At 47.2% G+C, this 18900-nt stretch carries 16 protein-coding genes; 10 read left to right on the plus strand and 6 right to left on the minus strand.

From position 1 onward, the window contains the following. Window positions 1–33 precede the first annotated feature (33 nt). Together ACO08K_RS29615 and ACO08K_RS29620 are read left to right on the plus strand one after the other, a co-directional pair. Window positions 34–579 carry a YceI family protein gene (locus ACO08K_RS29615; RefSeq protein ID WP_421800121.1) on the plus strand — a complete coding sequence of 182 codons (546 nt, stop codon included), beginning with the start codon at window positions 34–36 and terminating at the stop codon, window positions 577–579. Between the two features lie 442 nt (window positions 580–1021). Beyond that, window positions 1022–2467, plus strand: a complete 1446-nt coding sequence (locus ACO08K_RS29620) for a hypothetical protein (RefSeq protein ID WP_421800122.1) — start codon at window positions 1022–1024, stop codon at window positions 2465–2467. A 74-nt stretch (window positions 2468–2541) separates the two neighbouring features. Here ACO08K_RS29620 and ACO08K_RS29625 read toward each other — a convergent pair whose 3' ends face one another. Beyond that, window positions 2542–4392: a peptidase M61 gene (locus tag ACO08K_RS29625; protein WP_421800123.1), complete on the minus strand. Its 1851-nt coding sequence runs from the start codon at window positions 4390–4392 to the stop codon at window positions 2542–2544. A gap of 283 nt (window positions 4393–4675) precedes the next feature. Continuing rightward, a complete protein-coding gene (locus ACO08K_RS29630; RefSeq protein WP_421800124.1) occupies window positions 4676–5035 on the minus strand; it encodes a hypothetical protein in 360 nt (119 codons plus the stop codon). A 197-nt stretch (window positions 5036–5232) separates the two neighbouring features. Here ACO08K_RS29630 and ACO08K_RS29635 point away from each other — a divergent pair, with 197 nt between their 5' ends. The 7 genes from ACO08K_RS29635 (at window position 5233) to ACO08K_RS29665 (ending at window position 11867) form a co-directional block, all read left to right on the plus strand. Then, window positions 5233–6207 carry a sensor histidine kinase gene (locus tag ACO08K_RS29635; protein WP_421800125.1) on the plus strand — a complete coding sequence of 325 codons (975 nt, stop codon included), beginning with the start codon at window positions 5233–5235 and terminating at the stop codon, window positions 6205–6207. Between the two features lie 7 nt (window positions 6208–6214). Next, a complete protein-coding gene (locus ACO08K_RS29640) occupies window positions 6215–6979 on the plus strand; it encodes a LytR/AlgR family response regulator transcription factor (RefSeq protein WP_421800126.1) in 765 nt (254 codons plus the stop codon). Window positions 6980–7114: 135 nt separating this feature from the next. Further along, window positions 7115–7495, plus strand: coding sequence for a hypothetical protein (locus tag ACO08K_RS29645; protein WP_421800127.1), 381 nt, complete (start codon window positions 7115–7117; stop codon window positions 7493–7495). 6 nt (window positions 7496–7501) lie between these two features. Next, entirely contained in the window at window positions 7502–8818 is a 1317-nt protein-coding gene (locus tag ACO08K_RS29650; protein ID WP_421800128.1) for a TolC family protein, read from the plus strand. Further along, on the plus strand, window positions 8815–9924 hold the full coding sequence (locus tag ACO08K_RS29655; protein ID WP_421800129.1) for an efflux RND transporter periplasmic adaptor subunit: 1110 nt from the start codon (window positions 8815–8817) through the stop codon (window positions 9922–9924). The genes ACO08K_RS29650 and ACO08K_RS29655 overlap by 4 nt, the downstream gene beginning before the upstream one ends. Window positions 9925–9926: 2 nt before the next feature. Next, window positions 9927–11162, plus strand: a complete 1236-nt coding sequence (locus ACO08K_RS29660; RefSeq protein ID WP_421800130.1) for an ABC transporter permease — start codon at window positions 9927–9929, stop codon at window positions 11160–11162. A 6-nt stretch (window positions 11163–11168) separates the two neighbouring features. Then, a complete protein-coding gene (locus ACO08K_RS29665) occupies window positions 11169–11867 on the plus strand; it encodes an ABC transporter ATP-binding protein (RefSeq protein WP_421800131.1) in 699 nt (232 codons plus the stop codon). 132 nt (window positions 11868–11999) lie between these two features. Here the strand turns inward: ACO08K_RS29665 and ACO08K_RS29670 are convergent, their stop codons facing one another. From ACO08K_RS29670 to ACO08K_RS29680, 3 genes are all read right to left on the minus strand, one after another. Continuing rightward, on the minus strand, window positions 12000–13007 hold the full coding sequence (locus ACO08K_RS29670; RefSeq protein WP_421800132.1) for an SDR family NAD(P)-dependent oxidoreductase: 1008 nt from the start codon (window positions 13005–13007) through the stop codon (window positions 12000–12002). 64 nt (window positions 13008–13071) lie between these two features. After that, on the minus strand, window positions 13072–13647 hold the full coding sequence (locus tag ACO08K_RS29675; protein ID WP_421800133.1) for a Crp/Fnr family transcriptional regulator: 576 nt from the start codon (window positions 13645–13647) through the stop codon (window positions 13072–13074). 268 nt (window positions 13648–13915) lie between these two features. Next, complete coding sequence (locus ACO08K_RS29680) at window positions 13916–16792, minus strand: leucine--tRNA ligase (RefSeq protein WP_421800134.1); 2877 nt, start codon at window positions 16790–16792, stop codon at window positions 13916–13918. 325 nt (window positions 16793–17117) lie between these two features. On the opposite strand from ACO08K_RS29680, the gene tnpA reads away from it, so the two are divergent. After that, a complete protein-coding gene (tnpA, locus tag ACO08K_RS29685) occupies window positions 17118–17570 on the plus strand; it encodes an IS200/IS605 family transposase (protein WP_421800135.1) in 453 nt (150 codons plus the stop codon). Here the strand turns inward: tnpA and ACO08K_RS29690 are convergent, their stop codons facing one another. Continuing rightward, window positions 17571–18857 (minus strand): asparagine synthetase B, encoded by a 1287-nt coding sequence (locus tag ACO08K_RS29690; protein WP_421800136.1) that lies wholly within the window; start codon window positions 18855–18857, stop codon window positions 17571–17573. Window positions 18858–18900: the final 43 nt, after the last annotated feature.

Raw genomic sequence — 18900 nt, forward strand, 5'->3', positions numbered from 1 at the left:
CCATTGGATTCAACTTTTAAAATTCATCGTGAAATGATAAAATTGAGTATCCTATTTTGGGCGGTACTATTCATAGCTAGCCCTACTACTTTTGTGTCTGCCCAAAAAAATCTGATCTTGCAGAGTGCCAACGTAGTGTACAAAATCAAGAATGCCGGGGTCAATACCAATGGAAGTTTCAAAAAAGTAGCTGCGGAGGTACTCTTTGATGCCAATAACCTCGAAAAAAGTAAAATTTCTGCCACGGTACAAGTCAACTCTCTGGATTCCGGTATTGGCCTCCGCGATAAGCATCTAAAAGGTGAAAATTATTTTGATGCCGAAAAATACCCGGTGATTTCCTTAGTCGCCACCAAAATCACCAAAACGGATAGTGGCTATTTGGGGACTTTCAACCTCAGCATCAAAGCCATTACTCAATCCATACAGTTGCCTTTCACAGTGACAACCAATGGTAATACACTAGATTTTCAAACCACAGAATTCGGTATTAATCGCCTGACCTATGGTGTTGGTAAATCTAGCATCACGCTCAGCAATACGGTAAACATCTCCATTAAAGCCACTTTTTCAATGTAATTCAAGGCTTGACCTAAATACCCTTAAACTGCTTGGAATCTCCGCTGGAGACACTACACCAGCGTTGTTTTGGGGTGGCGGGATAAGGGGGCAAGTTCCTCTTACCGCTTAGAAGGTTATTTTTCTGATTTATTCAATGTCTTTAAAAGGATTGTTAGAAAAGAACAGAGAGTGGCAAGCAAGAAGATTGAAGGAAGTCAGAAAATCACAAAGGCCCCAAGAGCAATCCCCTCTGAGCCTTTGTACCTTTATAGTGCAGCAGTCCACCCCCTAGCCCAAATCTTCCCTATTACCAACAAACAAAACTGGTGCAAGCTCCACGCTAGTCCAAGCCTCAGCAACAACAACTTTATACAATTCAACTGACAAATGCTGGGAAATTGCTGTTTCGTGTCTATTTTAGCACTCAAGCATTCACACCCTTTTTCACCCATCCATACCTATGAAATCAGCATTGCTTTTTTGTCTCGCCTTGTGCACCTGGATCACTTTGTGGGCTCAAGCGGGGCCATTGTCTTCAACGAGTGGCTTCACCAACGCCGCCAGTTTTGGTTTTTCCCCCAGCGCCACGGGTCTCGTAAACATGCAGGCTCTGCAAAAGGCGGTGGATCAGGGCGGAACCATCCAGGTGAGCACTCCGGGAACCTACAAGTTGGCCGGCACGGTGTACCTTGGCAGCCATACCACCTTACAATTCGGCAATGGGGTTTTTATTCAAAAAGTGAACGAACAGGGTGACTTCTCCCACGTCCTCATCAACAAAGGGGCAAAGACCAAAACTTTTGATCAGAACATTACCGTAGAAGGCCTGCACATCATCGTGAACGGGATGGATGTCCGCAAGTTTGTGGAAGCTTACGGGCTACACGGCCAACTGGCTTTTTTCTATGTGAAAGACCTAAAAATTGAACGCTTCCGCTGTCTTGATCTGGGTAAAGCCCAATACGGTATCCACGTTTGTACCTTTGAAGACTTGATCATCGACGATGTCATCATCAAGGGGCAAAAGGACGGTGTGCACCTGGGGCGGGGCAAACGCTTTACCATCCGCAATGGGGTTTTTCAAACCTTTGACGACGCCATCGCCCTAAATGCGCACGATTATGCCACGGGTAACCCCGAATTGGGTTGGATCGAAAATGGGGTCATCGAAAATTGCCACGACCTGAATGCCGAAAACACCACTGGTTATTTTTGCCGCATCCTGGCTGGTGCCTGGATCGATTGGGACCCTGGCATAGAGGTACAGCAATCGGATGCCGTAGTGTCCAATGGCCGTTTGTACCGGGTACAGGCCAAACCCGATGGAACCCTCTACAAGTCGCTCACTCAGCCTAGCCACGAAAAAGGCAGTATGGTGCTGGATGGCATCAATTGGGGCGTGGTGCAAGATGAGGTCACTTACACTGCGGGGGTGCGCAATGTGGTTTTTCGCAACATCTTCCTGGAAAAACCCCGCATCGGGCTCTCCATCCACTTTGACAACGACAAATACAGCCGCTCTTATTACCCTGGGGCGGCCATCCCCCTGCAGGAGCAATTGGTGTTCGACAATGTGCGGGTGTTGCACGATCAGGACATCCCCCTGCTCTCGATCGCTACTCCGGTGAACATGGTTACACTCAGCAATTGCCACATCCGCAACAACCGCATTCACTTCCTCAGCAACAAGGCCATGTGGGATTACCTCAAAACCAATATCCTCATCTATGGCTGCAACTTTGAGCACAAAGGCCCCATGGATTTACTGGTCAATGCAGTAGAGAATAAAGAGGTGTTGCTCAAAACCTTTGGGAATGTGGCTTTGTACGATGATTTTTTGGCGCGGATTGTTGGTGGTAAAGGTAAAATTGTAGTGGAATCGGATTTGAAGGGATTGGAAAGATAATGATGAACAATGCCATGTGAATTAGTGCTGCCATCATCTTTTTCACTGCGGCTATTTTTCATCATTACCAACCCTCATTTTTCCCCCATCCAGATAGAACGGATGAACAACTGTTGGGCGCTGGCCTTGGGATCTGGATTGATGAGAATCGCGGGCACAATCTCCTCGCGGATATCGGCCTGCAAGGTTAGTTCTTTCTCTTCCGTATCCGAAATCTTGCGTTTGACCACAAATGTAACCGTATCCCCAAGTTGAGAATGGGTCGAATAATGCTCAAAACAGCTTTGGTAGCTTGTCAGGTCAAAAGCTTGACCATTCATCGAAACGAATTTATCGCCCACTTGGAACCCTAAACGTTTCCCTAAATCGGTGGCTTCATCAAGTGACTGCACCAACAATGTTTTCCGATCGGGTCCAAGCGCCATGCCAAAAAGAATTTGCCGTTGGATCATCTTGGTTTCACCTTTGGGGTTGTATGCTACTCCAAGTGTGGCAAAGGTTTCGGCCAAGGGCAGTGGCTCCGCATTTTCGACATGTTTTTTAAAAAATGTACGTACTTCTGGATACGTTAATTCGGTAATCTTATCAAATAATTCATGGTCTTTGAATGATTTGTGTGGGCCATATTGCTTGGCCAAATCGCTCATCAATGCCCGGGTGTTATACTTTCCATTGGATTTTTGTAACAATAGGGCATCCAGGCAAAGGCCAATCAGCGCACCTTTCTCGTACACATTCTGGTACTGAGATTTGTATTTGTCCAAAGCGCCCAAAGAGAGTTCCGTAAAGGCCAGAGAGTCATTGAACATACTGGTAGCGTTATTGATTTTACTGGCTTGTCGATCCAGATAAGTCTGCAAGTCAATCAGCCCTGCCCGCAATTGGGAATGGTGCGCGGCATATTCGGTTAGTCCCTCGTACAGCCAAAGATGCTTGGACATTTTGGTGTCGATGTAATCAAAATGGCCAATTTCCTCGCTGTGAATGTTCAGAGGGGTAAGAATGTGTAAAAACTCATGGGCTGCAATGTCTCTGAAAATACTGGACTCCTCCGAGGCTGGAAGGTTGGATGGTAAAAAGGTAAAGCATGACTGTGAATGTTCCAAGGCTCCGAAGCGGGTCAGGTTTTTTCGATTCGAAAAATGCACCAGGAAAGCGTATTTATCCACGGGTAGTTTGCCCCCAAAATAGCTGCGGTGAGCTTCCAGTATTGGCTTGATGTCTTTCAATAAGGTTTTGGCTATGTTTTTTTGACCTTGCTTGTACACCGCAATCAAAACGGAGGTTTTGCCTACTTTAAGCCAGGCCGTATCTGGTTCACAGTAAAGAATTGGCGCATCAACCAAAGTATGGTAATTGCGGGTTTGGATCACGTCCATCTCCGGATTGCTTTGTTTGGATGGCTGAAGGGACGTAGCCCCATAAAAACCTTTGGGTTTGGAGATGCGCACTTGATAAGGCCGCTCTTCCAGGTTTTTTAAGTACCCAATGAAGCCGAAAGAATTGAGAACGAAAAAGGAATCTTGTTGGATATTGGTTCCCGCAGGTTCAAAGATGTCGCCCTTAATTTCGGGGGAGTCCCAGCTGTCGTCCACTTCGTAACTAAGGTGGTGTAGGTTTTGGGCACCTTTGATGATCCATGTGTTGGAGTCAGGATGTTCGACCTGGAGTTGGATTCCCGCGCGGTCAAATGCCTTGAAATTGCTCACGTATGCGCCATAATTGTGAATGGCATAGGTGCCGGGTACGATTTTGGGGAGATGGAACGCAATTGCTTCGGCCATCACCTTGGGCGTTTGAATGTTGACCGCTAAACGATCTTTTTGCACTTTGCGGAGGTCAATTGCAACTTGATACCCTTTTTGGGCTACGGCATGATTAAATACCATGAATAAAACGAAGGTAGCCAGCAAGAACTGTTTCATGAATTGATCTTTGGTTTTGCAGCAAATGAGTTCATCCCAATTGATACAACAAAGATGAAGGGGGCGCGACGAGTGTAAAACAAAATTTACAGGAATGCAGAAAAAGAGTGATGAGTGCAGGCCATCCGGTCTTTCCAAATGAAAATAATCCTAAGCAATAAAGGCAGGACTGATTCAAAACACAAAAAAATGAGTTACTGATCGCCCATTTGATGGGATCAGCCAATGAAATTGTAAACGTGTCGTGGGTCAATGGCGATGGGAATAGGAATGTAGGGAAGGATCAAATGAAGAGTTCTCGCTTTTTTAAATACATACCGATCCAAAACAGGGCCAGGATCAAACCGGGCATTACCGGACTATGCAATTGTCCTACCAAATTCACCGCAATAGCGCCCCCCAGATAACTGCAAATGAGCAAAAATCCTAGTTTCATGCTACGTGGGTAAACAAACAGCAGGATGCAGACTAGCTCTAGTATACCTAAAGGCGCCATCAATTCTGCCATTCCCGGCAGTGGTAAGTCCACTTTTGTGGGGTCAAAAAGGAAGAGTTTGGCAATGGCTGAAAACAGCAGCATTGTTGTCGGCAAAAAATAGAAATACTGTTTGATAAATGATGGCATGGCAATGGTTTGGGACAAAAATTCTAAGCTGTTCATGCTAAGGCAAGCCCCATTGTGCTGAAGTGGACAAAATCACCGCTGAAATGGACAAATCTGATGTTGATATTTTTTTTAAAAAATTGATTCATAAATACTTGTGATTTTTCTTGGCCAAATGATTGCTGAGTTATTAACTTGCCCGACATCAACGCTTTTCTCATATTAAGCAGCTACTTGTGAAACAAAAGTTATTGCGTTTAGCCCTTGTGCTATCTCCTCCAATGGCCATTTATGGGGTAATGCCTATTTATATTTTTGCCAAGCTTGGTTGGTGGCCAATGTTGCAAGCGACCTTTTTTTTAGCCATCATGATTTATGTGTTTTGGCTAATCAATATCTTTTTGTTGGATTATGTCTCAAAAGTATGGTACCGCTTTGCACTGAGCTACCTACTGATGGCGTCCATTCATTGGTTGATATCTACACTCCTGATTTCATCGTTTGGCCCCAATGGTTACAAGATCAGTCTGGGCATCTATCCGCTACTGGCTATTTTAGCCCTGGACGCTTTTATCTTTATTCTCATCCAATCCAATCTGCTACAATTCCAAAAGGAACAGGCCGAACTGGAGGTACAAAATTTGAGATTAAGTAATCTAGAGGGGCAAAAACAAGCCCTGATGCAACAACTGCAACCCCATTTTTTGTTCAATGCCTTGAGTACACTCAAATCGCTGATCAAGGAAAATGCCGCTGGTGCGGAGGATTATGTGCTCAAGCTTTCGGAGTTCCTGCGTTATTCTGTACACAATCAGGAGACTGATTGTGTGAGTTTGCGCGAAGAGCTACAGTTTACCCAGGATTACCTAGATCTTCAAAAGGTTCGTTTCGGACAGGCCCTTCAATGCCAAATTACCATACCGGATGCTGTGCTCAACCGTTTGCTTCCGATGTATGCCTTACAATCTTTGGTGGAAAATGCCATCAAACACAATGCCTTCACCGAAAACAAACCGCTGCATTTAAAAATTGAGTGCCTGGAAAACCGCCTGAAAGTGAGCAACAATAAATCGCCCAAGGCGATCCAGTCAGCGTCGGGAACGGGGTTGAAAAACTTGCAAAAACGGTACGAGCTTTACCTCAGTAAAGGCATCGAGATAGAAGACGGCGACCAAGAATTTGTGGTTTTCCTGGAATTAATCAATCCTTAAAGCATCAATGATGAAAGTGGTCATTCTCGAAGATGAAAAACTAACCGCCACGGACTTAGCCAAAACCCTCCAAAGTCTGGACAACGACATCGAAATCATCGCTATGTTGGGTTCACTGGAAGATGCCAGGGCTTATTTTAAGACCGATCCAGTACATGACTTGATTTTTTCCGATATCGAATTGGGTGATGGCTTGAGTTTTGAATTGTTTGAACAACTAAAACTAAACACCCCGATTGTTTTTTGTACCGCTTACAGTAAATATGCACTGGAGGCTTTTAACACGTTAGGGATTGATTACATTCTCAAACCATTCAGTAAAGTTTCCATTGAAAAAACCTTGAGCAAATACCAACAGCTCCAGCAAAAACTGGCACCACCCAGTGATCAGTATGCGGTATTGCTCCAAACTTTACAACAACAACTTCAGCCCCGTAGCCCTTCAGTGATTGTGCAACAGGGGGATCGGGTCATCCCCATTCGGGGCGAGGAGATCGCAGTTTTTTGGATCGAAGATGATTATACTTTTGCGCTTACCTTCGAGCAAAAAAAGTACATCGTGCCCCAACGCCTCGAAGCTTTGGAAAAATTATTTTCGCCGAGCTTTTTCCGCGCCAACCGCCAATTTCTCGTCAATCGGCAGGCGATTAAAGATGCTACGCAGCACTTCAACCGCAAACTGCAGGTTAACTTGAAGGTCGCTTTTTCTCATACGATCCTGATTGGAAAACTCAAACTCAACGCCTTTATGGACTGGCTGGCTGAATATTAATACACGCTCTAAGTCGTCTATAGTTCAGCCATCTTTACAATAGGTTCGATGCTTACTTTGTCCACTTCAGCTAGCTACTTCTTTCCTCCTTGGGCCTTAACCTGAATTTTTGCATGGTCTAAACAAATGATCACCATGCAAAACATCATCTTGCGTATTCTTTTTCAGTGCTTGCTTTTGGGGAGCACCCACGCTCAAATCTTCGCTCAGGAGGCTAAGGCGATTCTTGGTTTTTGGAAGGATGGCGCCAATCCCGACAAACAGATCGAAATGTACGAGCAGGGCGGCCGCTATTTTGGCCGATCTACACCTAGTGCTCCAAAACCTGGTTTTTTGGTCTTTCAAGACCTGGCCTGGAATGCTTCCAGCAAATCTTATCAGGGTTACATCCAAGACCCTGAAGGGAGCGGCCGTTATCCCATTGCCATTACCTGGAATGGCCCCAATGCTTTCCAGTTTAAGATCAAAAGACTGGTTTTTACCAAATCCTTCCGCTTTGTTCGCATCACTCAATAGCAGACCATGATCAAAAGAATATTATTGCTTGGGCTGCTGTTGATGACCGGACATTACTGGTGTTGGGGGCAGCAGATTTTTACCGATCTCCCAGGTTTACTCCATTACGCCCAACAGAAGAGCAGCAAGGTCCGTTCTGGCCAAATTCGCCTCGATCAAGCCAAATTGACCAAAGTTGCGGCAATCCTGGGCGTGCCCGATCCCTCGGGTAGCCTCTCTTTCAGCTATACCAACAATACCCGTTTGCCAGTAAACCTCTTTCCCGCTGAGATTTTTGGTGGTCCAAAGGGTACTTTTCAAGAAATCCAAACCGGCGTTCAGTACTTGAGCAATCAGAATTTTTACGCCGAGATCAAACTCTTCAACCTGGAGGGCTGGGAAAAGCTCAAACAGTCTAAGTTGAGTATGCAGAGTACTTTAGCCGATAATCAGTTGCAGCTCAAAAATTTGTTCGACAATATTGCTGCGCTTTACAGCAATATTGCCAACCTGAGCGCGCAATACCAGGCTACCCAACAGCATCTTGCAATTGCGGACACTTTGCGGCAGCTTACACACCAGAAATGGGAACAAGGACTGGCCAAACCGCAAGACCTGAATGAGACTGAAGTCAATTACCTCAATACCCAGGCTTCTTTGCAGCAACTGCAATTTTTGCTGCAACAGCAACACCTGGCCCTCAAAGTGCTGTGTGACATTCCCCTGCAGGATTCACTGTTGGTTCAGCCGGTGGTACCCCTGGAAAATCTGGCACCCAATCCCGAGGTGAACCTCAATCTGTTGGCCTCACAGCGGGTTGAATGGCAGGAAAAACAGGCATGGTCAAGCTTCCGGAGCACGTTGTTTGCTCAGTTGCCCACCGTTTCTTTGTTCTTTTCCAGCACCCGCCAACAGTTCAACACCCGCGCCCGCTTGTTCGACCAGGATCAGCGCTGGATTCCGAGTAGCTACCTAGGCGTGCGCCTGGCGGTACCGATTCCCTCTGCCCAATCGGTGGCTCAGGTGGGGAAGGCGCGTTACGATTATGCCCTCGCACAGGAACAGGCCAATCAGACGCGCATCCAAGCCCGACTTCAACAACAACAGCTGGTCACCGAGTATCAACAGGCATTGGTTCAATTAAAATCCAATGAAGCGATTTTGCGCTTGCATCAAGATACCTACGTCAAAAATCGCCTCAATTACAATGCCGGGATTACCAGCCTGGAACCAACCCTGCGCAGCTATCAGGCCATGGTCAATAGTGCAAGCAATCGCATCAACGCTGCGGTGAGTGTGCTACAGGCCCAATCTAAAATTTACATCAACAATACCCTCAAATGAAAACTTTAGCTTCTGCTCCTTATTGGATGATGGTACTGCTGGGAATCAGTTCTTTGGCATGTACCCAACAAATGGATGAAACCAGACCCATTCGCAAAAATGTTACAGAAACGGTTTTTGCATCGGGTGCCCTGGAGGCGGATGGGACTTACAATCTTACCGCTCAAACGGATGGTACACTGCTTCAGGTGTACTTCGAAGAAAATCAACAGGTGGGTTTATACGCTGTTTTTGCTACGGTAGACAACCCCCAAAACCAACTCAATACCGCGAGTGCCCAGGCTTTGTACGAAATCGCCCAAAAGAATACGCAAGCTGCTGCACCCAGCTTGTTGCAGGCTCAAAATTCAGTGCTGCTGGCACGCCGCCGAGTAGTTCAGGATTCCATCCAGTGGCAACGTTATCAGCGTTTGCTGGATGGCAAAAGTATTGCGCAGGTAGAATACGACAATGCTGAATTACAATACCAAAGTGCACGTACCAACTACCAGAATGCGCAGGCCAATTACCAGCAACTCCAGGAGCAAGCGCGCCAAAACCTGGTTGTCAACGCTGCTCAACTTGACGTGAATCGGGTGCTTTCAGCCAACAATCAATTGCGCACTCCTGTAGCGGGTAAGGTATATCACTTGTACAAACACCGGGGCGATTTTGTACACCGTGGTGATGTGATTGCCACTATTGGTCATCCTGACCTGATTTATGCGAAGGTGAGTGTGGATGAGGGCAGCATCAGTAAGCTAAAAGTAGGGCAAAAGGCCGTCATTCAGCTCAATACCCGTAAGGATAAAACGTATCAGGGTGAACTGGCCGAGATTTTACCTGCATTCAACGAAGCGACGCAGTCTTTTACGTGTAAGGTGCTATTTGTCGATCCCCTGGATTTTCGCCTGCTGAATACCCAACTTCAGACCAACATCATTGTCGGAATCAATAAAAACGCCTTGCTGATTCCTCGCCGTTACCTCGACTATGGCAACCTGGTGAAGGTGAAAGGCCAGGAAAAACCACGCAAGGTCCAAACGAAGTTCATCAGCAGCGAATGGATCCAGGTGACCTCTGGCCTGGATGAAAGCACCACCATCATTACCCCTAAAATCAAGTAGCCATGAACTTAGGTGTCAATACAGAAATTGCGCTTACGCATATTTTTACCCGCAAAAAACAAACCCTGGTGGCGGCGATGGGGGTCACGATTGGGATCTCACTGTATATTTTTTCTGACTCCCTGATCAAGGGCTTTACGCAGTACTCCCGGGTGGAAATGTTCAAAACCATTCCCCATGTTCGGGTTTTTAAGGAGGATGAGCTCAGTCAACCCTTGTTTGCTGCAACCGATACGCACTCAGTCGTTTTAATCAGCAATCCCAAGATTACAACCTTGACCAAAAGTATCGTCAATCCTTATTTGTTGCTGGATCAGCTGAAGCAACATGATTATGTAAGTAGCGCAGCGCCCCAGGTCAACGTCGATTTGTTCTACAACAACGGGCGTTCTCAAGTCAAAGGATTAGGAGCGGGAGTTAATATTCTGGAGGCTGATGCCATGTTTAACATCCAAAGTACCATGCTGGCGGGTAGTTTGCAGGCATTGGCTTCCAATTTGAACGCCATCATTATTGGCAAAGGGGTTGCGGAAAAACTCAATCTCGATCTGGCCGACAACCTAAGCATCACCTCGGCTTTGGGGGTGCGTAAAGTGATGAAAGTGGTAGGGATTTTTAGTACGGGCAACAAGGCTACGGATGAGTCCAAATCCTACCTCAATATTGCTACCGCACAACAATTGCTCCAGGTAGGGCCAGATTACATCACGGAGTTGTACCTGAGCGTGGATGACCCCGACCGCTCTTTGGAATACGCCCAACAACTCCAGGCCATTACCAATTACAAGGTGGAGGACTGGCAAACCAGCAATGCCGATACCCTGGCCAGTGACCGCATCCGTTCGGTGATGAATACCTCGGTGGCTTTTGCCATCATGATGGTGGCAGCTTTTGGCATCTACAATATCCTCAACATGACCATTACCCAAAAGCTGAATGATATTGCCATCCTGAAAGCCACCGGATTTAGTGGCAAGGACATCGTCCGCATCTTTGTGCTGGAAGCATTCATCATGGGCGTTCTGGGCACTGCAATGGGACTGAGTGCCGGGGCTCTTTTGGTCAATATCCTGAGCAAGGTTTATGTAGGGCCACCGATTGGGTATTTTCCGATTTATTACCGATTGGATGTATTTGCTGTTGGAGCCATTTTTGGCATGTTCACTTCCCTTGGTGCTGGCTATTTGCCTGCCCGCAAAGCGGCCAGAGTGGATCCAGTGGAAATTTTTAGAAAATAAATCATCATGGAGCGAAAAGAAGTAATCCTGAGTACCCAGTCGCTGGGGAAATACTTTTATGAACCCGTCCAGTTCAAAGTGCTGGACGACATCAGCTTTGAGGCGTACCGAGGGGAATTCCTGACCCTGGTGGGCAAAAGTGGCTCGGGTAAATCAACCCTTTTGTACTGCCTCAGCACCATGGATACGGCCTACGAGGGCAATTTGTACTTCAAAGGAGAAAAAGTGACTGGAAAAAAAACGGATGACTTGGCCGCTTTGCGTGGCCACAACATTGGGTTTGTTTTCCAATTTCATTACTTGCTCCCGGAGTTTTCTTGTCTGAAAAATGTGATGATTCCTGCCCTGAAATTGGGCAAATACAGCCCTGCCGAGATTGAACACCGCGCTTATGAAAAGCTCGAAATGCTGGGACTGCGCGATCAAGCCCTTAAAGAAGCGGCTAAATTGAGTGGGGGCCAACAGCAAAGGGTCTCGATCGCCCGGGCCTTGATCAACGATCCTTTGATCATTATGGGCGATGAGCCTACGGGCAACCTGGACAGCAAAAATGCCCAGATTGTGTTCAACATTTTTCAACAATTGGCGCAGGAATTCAACCAAACCATCATTGCAGTTACCCACGACAATGATTTTGCCAAAGCCAGCGACCGAACGATCGAACTGGCCGACGGCAAAATTATAGACCACAATAAACGGTTCTGAGGGCAGAGGATTTAATCCATATCAACCAGCAGGAAGGGTGTAGATGCGGCTATTTTCAGGAGTTAGGGAGCTAGTCATTGATGGTAATTTGTTCCTTGTGGACACATTGGTCAATGTGTCCACAAAAATTGGTTAAACCTGATTGCGGGTGTACAGATGTTGCATGGCTTCCTCAAGGGCAAGTTGCGGCTTTTTGGGGTTGAATCCCAGTTCTGTCCTGGCTTTACTAATGTCAAAATCCTGTTTGAGCCCCGAAAACATGGCTATGTCTTTTACGCTCAACAAAGGGGCTTTTCCACTGATTTTACTACCCATTTCCAGTAAGTAGGCAAACAATAAAAGCAGTGACTTGGGTACAGCGATGGGGAGTTTGATGTTCAATGCAGGAAATAGCCGCTGCGCAATTTGGGTGCTTTCGCGCAGAGAGATACTTTTTTCATTTGCAATGATGTAGCGCTCGCCACTTTTGCCTTTGGTCGCTGCCAAAATGCAGGCTTCCGCCACGTCTTTTACATCTATCCAGTTCAGCGTGATCTTGGTTTCGATAGGAATCTGCTTTTTTAGGATCAAGTCCACTATGTTGTAGGATACGCTCAGAGGCCCCGGAATTTCACTGCCGATCATGGCCGAAGGTAGTACAGCGACCAACTCAATGTTGTAGTGCTTGGCCAACTCAAAGGCTAGTTTTTCACCATCATTTTTGGAATTGTAGTACATGTCCCGGCGGTCGGGGTTGTATCCGTAGCTCTCCTTGGTAGGGATTTGGTTGTAGTTCAGCGCTGCAACCGAACTGACGTAAACAATTCTTTTCACCTTGGCAATTGCCGCCGCCTCCAGCATATTTTGGGTGCCCTTTAGGTTGACTTCGTAAATTTCCTTTTGGGGATTTTTGGCCCAGAGTTTAAAGGCGGCGCCTACGGCGTAGAAAGTATCCACACCCTCCAGTGCCTTGATTAAAGAGGCTTTATCTGTAATGTCGGCCTGCACTATTTCGCAGTTGAGATTGTTCAAGGCACTTTTGTGTCGCAAGTTGCGCACGGATGCCCGAACTGGAATGCCTTTTTGCAGGAGTAGTTGTACCAAATTGTACCCAAGGTGGCCGTTGGCCCCGGTAACTAGTACTAAATGTTGAGTTGCCATTGCATTATTGATTAAATGATGGCACAAAATTCAGCACTGCTTTCCTCAAAAGAGTTCACAAATGTTACCGAATCATTTGTTTACGGATTCTACTCAAACTTTTTGGGTTCATGCCCAAAAAAGAAGCGATGTGTTTGATGGGAACATTCAATAACACATCGGGGTTTTGCTCGATCAGCTTGCGATAGCGCTGCTCGGCAGATAGGGTGGCCAGCTCCTTGGCCCGATTTTCATTGTAGGCAATGGATTGCTGAAAAACAGCAATGCTGAATTTTTTTAGGTTGTCACTTTGCAGGATGAGTTGATCCAGCTTTGCTTTACTTATGCGTAGGAGTTGGCAATCGGTAATGCATTCTAAATTGTCATCGGAGCGACTCTGTTGGTTAAAATGCTGGTAAGCCGTGATGAATCCCGGTGGGCAATTGAGGTGGGAGGTGACCTCGTCTCCTTGTTCGGTGTATGTAAACAATCTCACATACCCGGAAACGACAAAATACAGGTATTTTGGAACATGACCTTCGGCTTCCAAAAGGGTGTTTTTGGAAATGGTAATAGGCTCAAAACTGCTGCGGCACAACTCAATTTCGGCAGGACTGAGCTTTACATGGGTATCAATGGTGCGAATAAGGTGATCTAGCATAAATTAAACAATCATACCGGGTAAAAATAAGCATTTAGTAAGTTCAATGGCACACCATTATTGAATAAATCCTGTTCATCTGATTTGAAGATGCTATAAAAATGAACCCCAGACAACACCCACTAACCCCAAGTCTTACCGCCCTAAATGCCACTAGCCAAGACTTTCATTAATCGGTGGCGTGCCAATTGTATTGGCCATAAACACACAAAGGCCCCAAGAGAAATCCCCTCAGAGCCTTTGTACCTTAGTGGCAAAGTTTTCCAACCTACCCCGCCACCACAATATTGATCATCCTTTTCGGAACAACGATCACTTTTTTCACTTCTTTACCTTCGGTCCATTTTTGCACCGCTTCCAGCTCCAGAATGGCTTTTTCCAAAACCTGTGGAGGTGTATCCGCAGCGAAAGCAGCGGTAGTACGCAATTTGCCGTTGATTTGTACGGGGTATTCGATGGTATCTTCCACCAAATAAGCCTCGTTCAAAATAGGGAAATTGGCGTGGTGCACCGAGCCGGATTTGCCCAGGCCCTGCCACAATTCCTCCGCCAAGTGAGGCGCAAAGGGCGCAATCAACTGCACCATTTCTTCCAAAATCGCCACCTTGTTGCAGCCTGCTTTTTGCAAGTCGTTGGTCGCAATCATGAAGGTACTCACACAGGTGTTGAAGGAGTAGCGCTCCACATCGTCGGTGATGCGTTTGATGGCGGAGTGCAGGATTTTCCATTCTTCACGGGTGGGTTCGGCATCCGAAACCGCCCAGTTGCCCAGTTTGTCAAAAAACAAACCCCAGAATTTGCGCAAGAAGTTGTATACCCCACTGATGCCTTTGGTATCCCAGGGTTTGGCCTGTTCGATTGGCCCCAGGAACATTTCGTACATGCGGAAACAGTCGGCACCATATTGCTCAACGACGTCGTCGGGATTGATCACGTTGTACAATGACTTCGACATTTTGCCGACCTCCGATTGGGTGATCAACTGGAAAGCACCCGTTTTGCCCGCTTTCGGAGTTACCACTCCATTTTGGAAAATGGCATCGGTCCCTTCAAAGATAGCAGCAGCATAATCGGGGCGCCAGGCGATGAACTGTTTCACTCCCGCCTCATTCAAGTGGGAGGAAGGCAAGCCGTAATCCGTCACGTAATCCACCAATACGGGCAATTTGGTGAACTTATGCCCCTTGGCCTCTTCTTCAGCCAGCAAGGAGGCACAAATGAAGCGGTTCACTCCATTCACCTTATCCTTTTGCATGTACAGGTTTTCTACCACGCCCTGGATCATGCCCTGGTTGATCAACTTTTTGAAGGGCTCAACGGTGGGCACCAATCCTTTGTCGTACAAAAACTTGTGCCACATCCGGGAATACATCAAGTGGCCTACCGCGTGTTCGGTACCCCCAATGTACAAGTCTACATCTCGCCAATAGTTCACCGCGTCCTGGCTGGCGAATTCCTGGTCATTCTGCGGGTCCATGTAGCGCAAGAAATACCAAGAGGAACCCGCAGAACCGGGCATGGTGTCGGTTTCCCGCGTCATGCCATTGGGCAAATTCACCCAATCCGTCGCCCGCGCCAAAGGTGCCTGGCCGCCGGAACTGGGTTTAAAATCGTCCATATCGGGCAATTCCAAAGGCAAATCTGCAGGAGCCATCGCCTCAGCAATGCCATCGGCATCGTAAGTCACGGGGAAAGGTTCGCCCCAGTAGCGTTGGCGGCTGAACAAGGCATCGCGCAATTTGTAGTTGACCTGGCGTTTGCCCAGGCCCATACTTTCGATGCGGTTCAACATCTCATCAATGGCGGCAGGCACTTCCATGCCGTTCAAAAAGCCGGAATTGATGATGATGCCCTCTTTATCGTGGCGGGTGGAGCCGGGATAATTGGACTTGTCGACTACATCGATGATTTTTAAGCCAAACTTGCGGGCAAAAGCATCGTCCCGGTCGTCGTCGCTGGGTACAGCCATGATGGCTCCGGTTCCGTAATCCTTCAACACGTATTCGCCAATCCAGATCGGAATTTGTTCTTCGGTAAATGGATTGATGGCGTAGGAGCCCAAGAAGGCCCCGGTTACTTCCTTCACATCGGCCATGCGCTCACGTTCGGAGCGGGCTTTGACGTAGCTTAGGTAAGCGTCTACTTTTTCTTTTTGATCAGGGGTGGTCAACTCGGGCACCAAATCGTGCTCAGGGGCCAACACCATATATGTCGCGCCAAAAATGGTATCCGGGCGCGTAGTGAAAATTTCAATTTTTTGCTCCGAACCCGCAATGGGGAAGAACATTTGAGCGCCCACCGAACGGCCAATCCAGTTGCCCTGCATGCGCTTCATGGCATCCGACCAATCGATGTTGTCCAAATCGTACAACAAACGGTCGGCATAGGCAGTAATGCGCAATGACCATTGCATCATGGCCCGGCGTTCTACGGGGTGGCCGCCGCGTTCGGATACACCGTCCTTTACCTCGTCGTTGGCCAATACGGTACCCAAGGCTTCGCACCAGTTGACGTAGGAAGCTTTTTTATAGGCCAGGCGGTAATTCATCAATACATCCGCCTGCTCCTTTTTGCTCATGCCCTGCCAATCGGCAGCGCTGAAGCTTTTGTCTTGAGAGTTGGCAGCGTTGACCAGGGTATTGCCTTCTTTTTCAAAACGCGCCACCAGGGTTTCGATGGGCATCGCCTTGTTTTGGTCTTTATCGTAGTAGTGTTTGAACAACTCCGCAAAAATCCACTGGGTCCACTTGTAGTAGGAAGGCTCGCAGGTGCGCACTTCGCGATCCCAATCGAAGCTAAAACCCAAATTGTCCAACTGCTCGCGGTAACGGGCGATGTTGGCAGCGGTGGATTTGGCCGGGTGTACTCCAGTGGTGATGGCGTACTGCTCCGCTGGCAAACCAAAGGCGTCGTATCCCATGGGGTGCAACACGTTGAAGCCTTTCAAACGCTTGTACCGCGCATAGATGTCTGAAGCGATGTAGCCGAGGGGGTGCCCCACGTGCAGTCCTGCTCCCGATGGGTAAGGGAACATGTCCAAGACGTAAAACTTCGGGCGATCGCTCTGGTGGCTTACTTTGTAGACCTTGTGCTCATCCCAGTAGGCTTTCCACTTTTTTTCGATTTCGCGTGGTTTGTATTCCATATGCGTAGCGTTGTTCGGGTATTAACGTTAGTTGGGGTGATTTTGTCCCCACATGAGGGGATTTTTGGGAATTGGGGGCAAAGGTAAGAAAAAAAGATAGAGGATGGATTCTATATTTGTAATTGGGCTATACCATTTTGATTCAATAGGGCATAGCCCTATCCCTATCCAATTCAATAGGGCTATGCCCTATCCAAAGAGATGTCGCCCTTTCAGGGCTAATATGTAGCCCTGAAAGGGCGGTATCTCCTAACGATGGGTGTAGCCCGTCGGTAGCGGCATGTAATCTCATAACCACGGGTACTCCTCATCAGACTCAGAAGCCATGGGACAATCTCTAGTAAAGAACTACATCCACATCGTATTCAGCACCAAATACCGCCAGCAGCTGATCTACCCGCCTTATGAGCAGGAGCTGCACAGTTACCTGGGGGGGATATGCAATGAGCTGGGCTGTCAATCCATCATCGTGGGAGGGTATACTGATCATGTGCATATTCTGTGCCTCTTATCCAAAAAGATAGCGCTGATGGACTTGGTGGAAAAGGTGAAAGCCAATTCTTCGAAATGGTTCAAGACGAGGCATGAATCGCTTAAGAATTTTTACTGGCAGGACGGGTATGGGGCCTTTTCGGTAAATCCAAAACAAGTAGACATTGTGATTAGGTACATTGCCAACCAACATGAACACCACCGAAAAAAGGACTTCCAAGCGGAATACAGGGCTTTTTTGAAAAAGTACAAAGTAGAATATGATGAGCGCTACGTTTGGGAGTAATCAAGTTTTCCTTTCTTTTTTCTTCGCAGCCGGGAAAAGGATGTTGTTCAAAATCAGGCGGTAGCCGGGAGAATCGGGGTGTAGACTGAGATCGGTATCCGGGTCTTCGACCCTGTGCAGGTAATCTTCGGGATCATGCCCCCCGTAAAAAGTCCAGAATCCTTTACCAAAAATACCGTGGATGTAGCGGGCCTCCTTTTGTGCTTTGTTTTCCCCTAAAATCAAGACATTGGTTTTGAGGTATTCCTTTCTAAAAGCGGTAGTTTGTCCGATGAAGCCCTTGATTGTCCGGGTATGGCATTGGGTAAGGATGGAAGGAACAGGGTCCCATTTGGCTGAAAAATCAAACAGCGTGAAATAATCCTGTTGGGGCATTACATTTCGCGACCAGCCGCGGCCCACATCAATGGTAGAAAAGTTGTGCCCGTATGGGCCATCGGCCAATATAAAATTTTTAAAGGCAAAGGTTTTGCTAAAATCGAGTTTTGACTGAGCATTGGGATCTGCAGGGTCTCCATCAAAAATTGCGTCACAAATATCCACCCCATCTGCGGACAGTGCTATGTCGAAAGTTTCGGTGGCCGAACACATCGCAAACATAAAACCGCCACCCGCTACCCATTCCCGGATCTTTTTGACGACTGCCAATTTGGAATGGGAAATTTTTTTGTAACCCAGGCTATAGGCCAAATCTTCCGATCTGGTTTTGTATTCCTCATACCAGGAAGCGTTTCTGTAGCCACGATTGCGGCCGAGCTGCCCGGTAAAATCTTCATGGTGCAGGTGCAGCCAGTCGTATTGAGGCAGTTTATCCTGCAACACTTCCCGATCGTACAACATATCAAAGGGGATTTCAGCATAGGTGAGTACCAGCGTCACCGCATCTTCCCAGGGCTGTATGGCTTTGCCCTTGCCATCGATCTCGGGGGTGTAAACCGCAATTCTGGGTGCTTTTTCCAGCTTCATCGCCTCCATATTCGCCTCTGGACTGGCGATTTGATCGAGTATATTTTTGAATTGAGCATCGGGGATGATTTCGTAAGACACCCCTCTGGTCATACATTCTTTTTCAAAAGGTTTGTTGTATTCAAAAGCAAAACTTCCCCCCCGGTAATTGAGTAACCACCAGGCTTCAACTCCGTTTTTCAACACCCAATAGGTAATCCCGTAGGCCTTCAGGTGGTCCTTCTGTTTTTCCGGGTCCATTGGCAGCAGGATATAAGCGGCTTTTAGCTGCCCAACAACCGCAGCGATCAGCACCATCATCAATAAACCTTTCTTAATCATCTCCAGTTTATTTAGATTTGTTGATTGGAAAAATAGGAAAAAG

Origin of the sequence: Haliscomenobacter sp., from assembly GCF_965225875.1 — a bacterium.
Classification (GTDB): domain Bacteria; phylum Bacteroidota; class Bacteroidia; order Chitinophagales; family Saprospiraceae; genus Haliscomenobacter.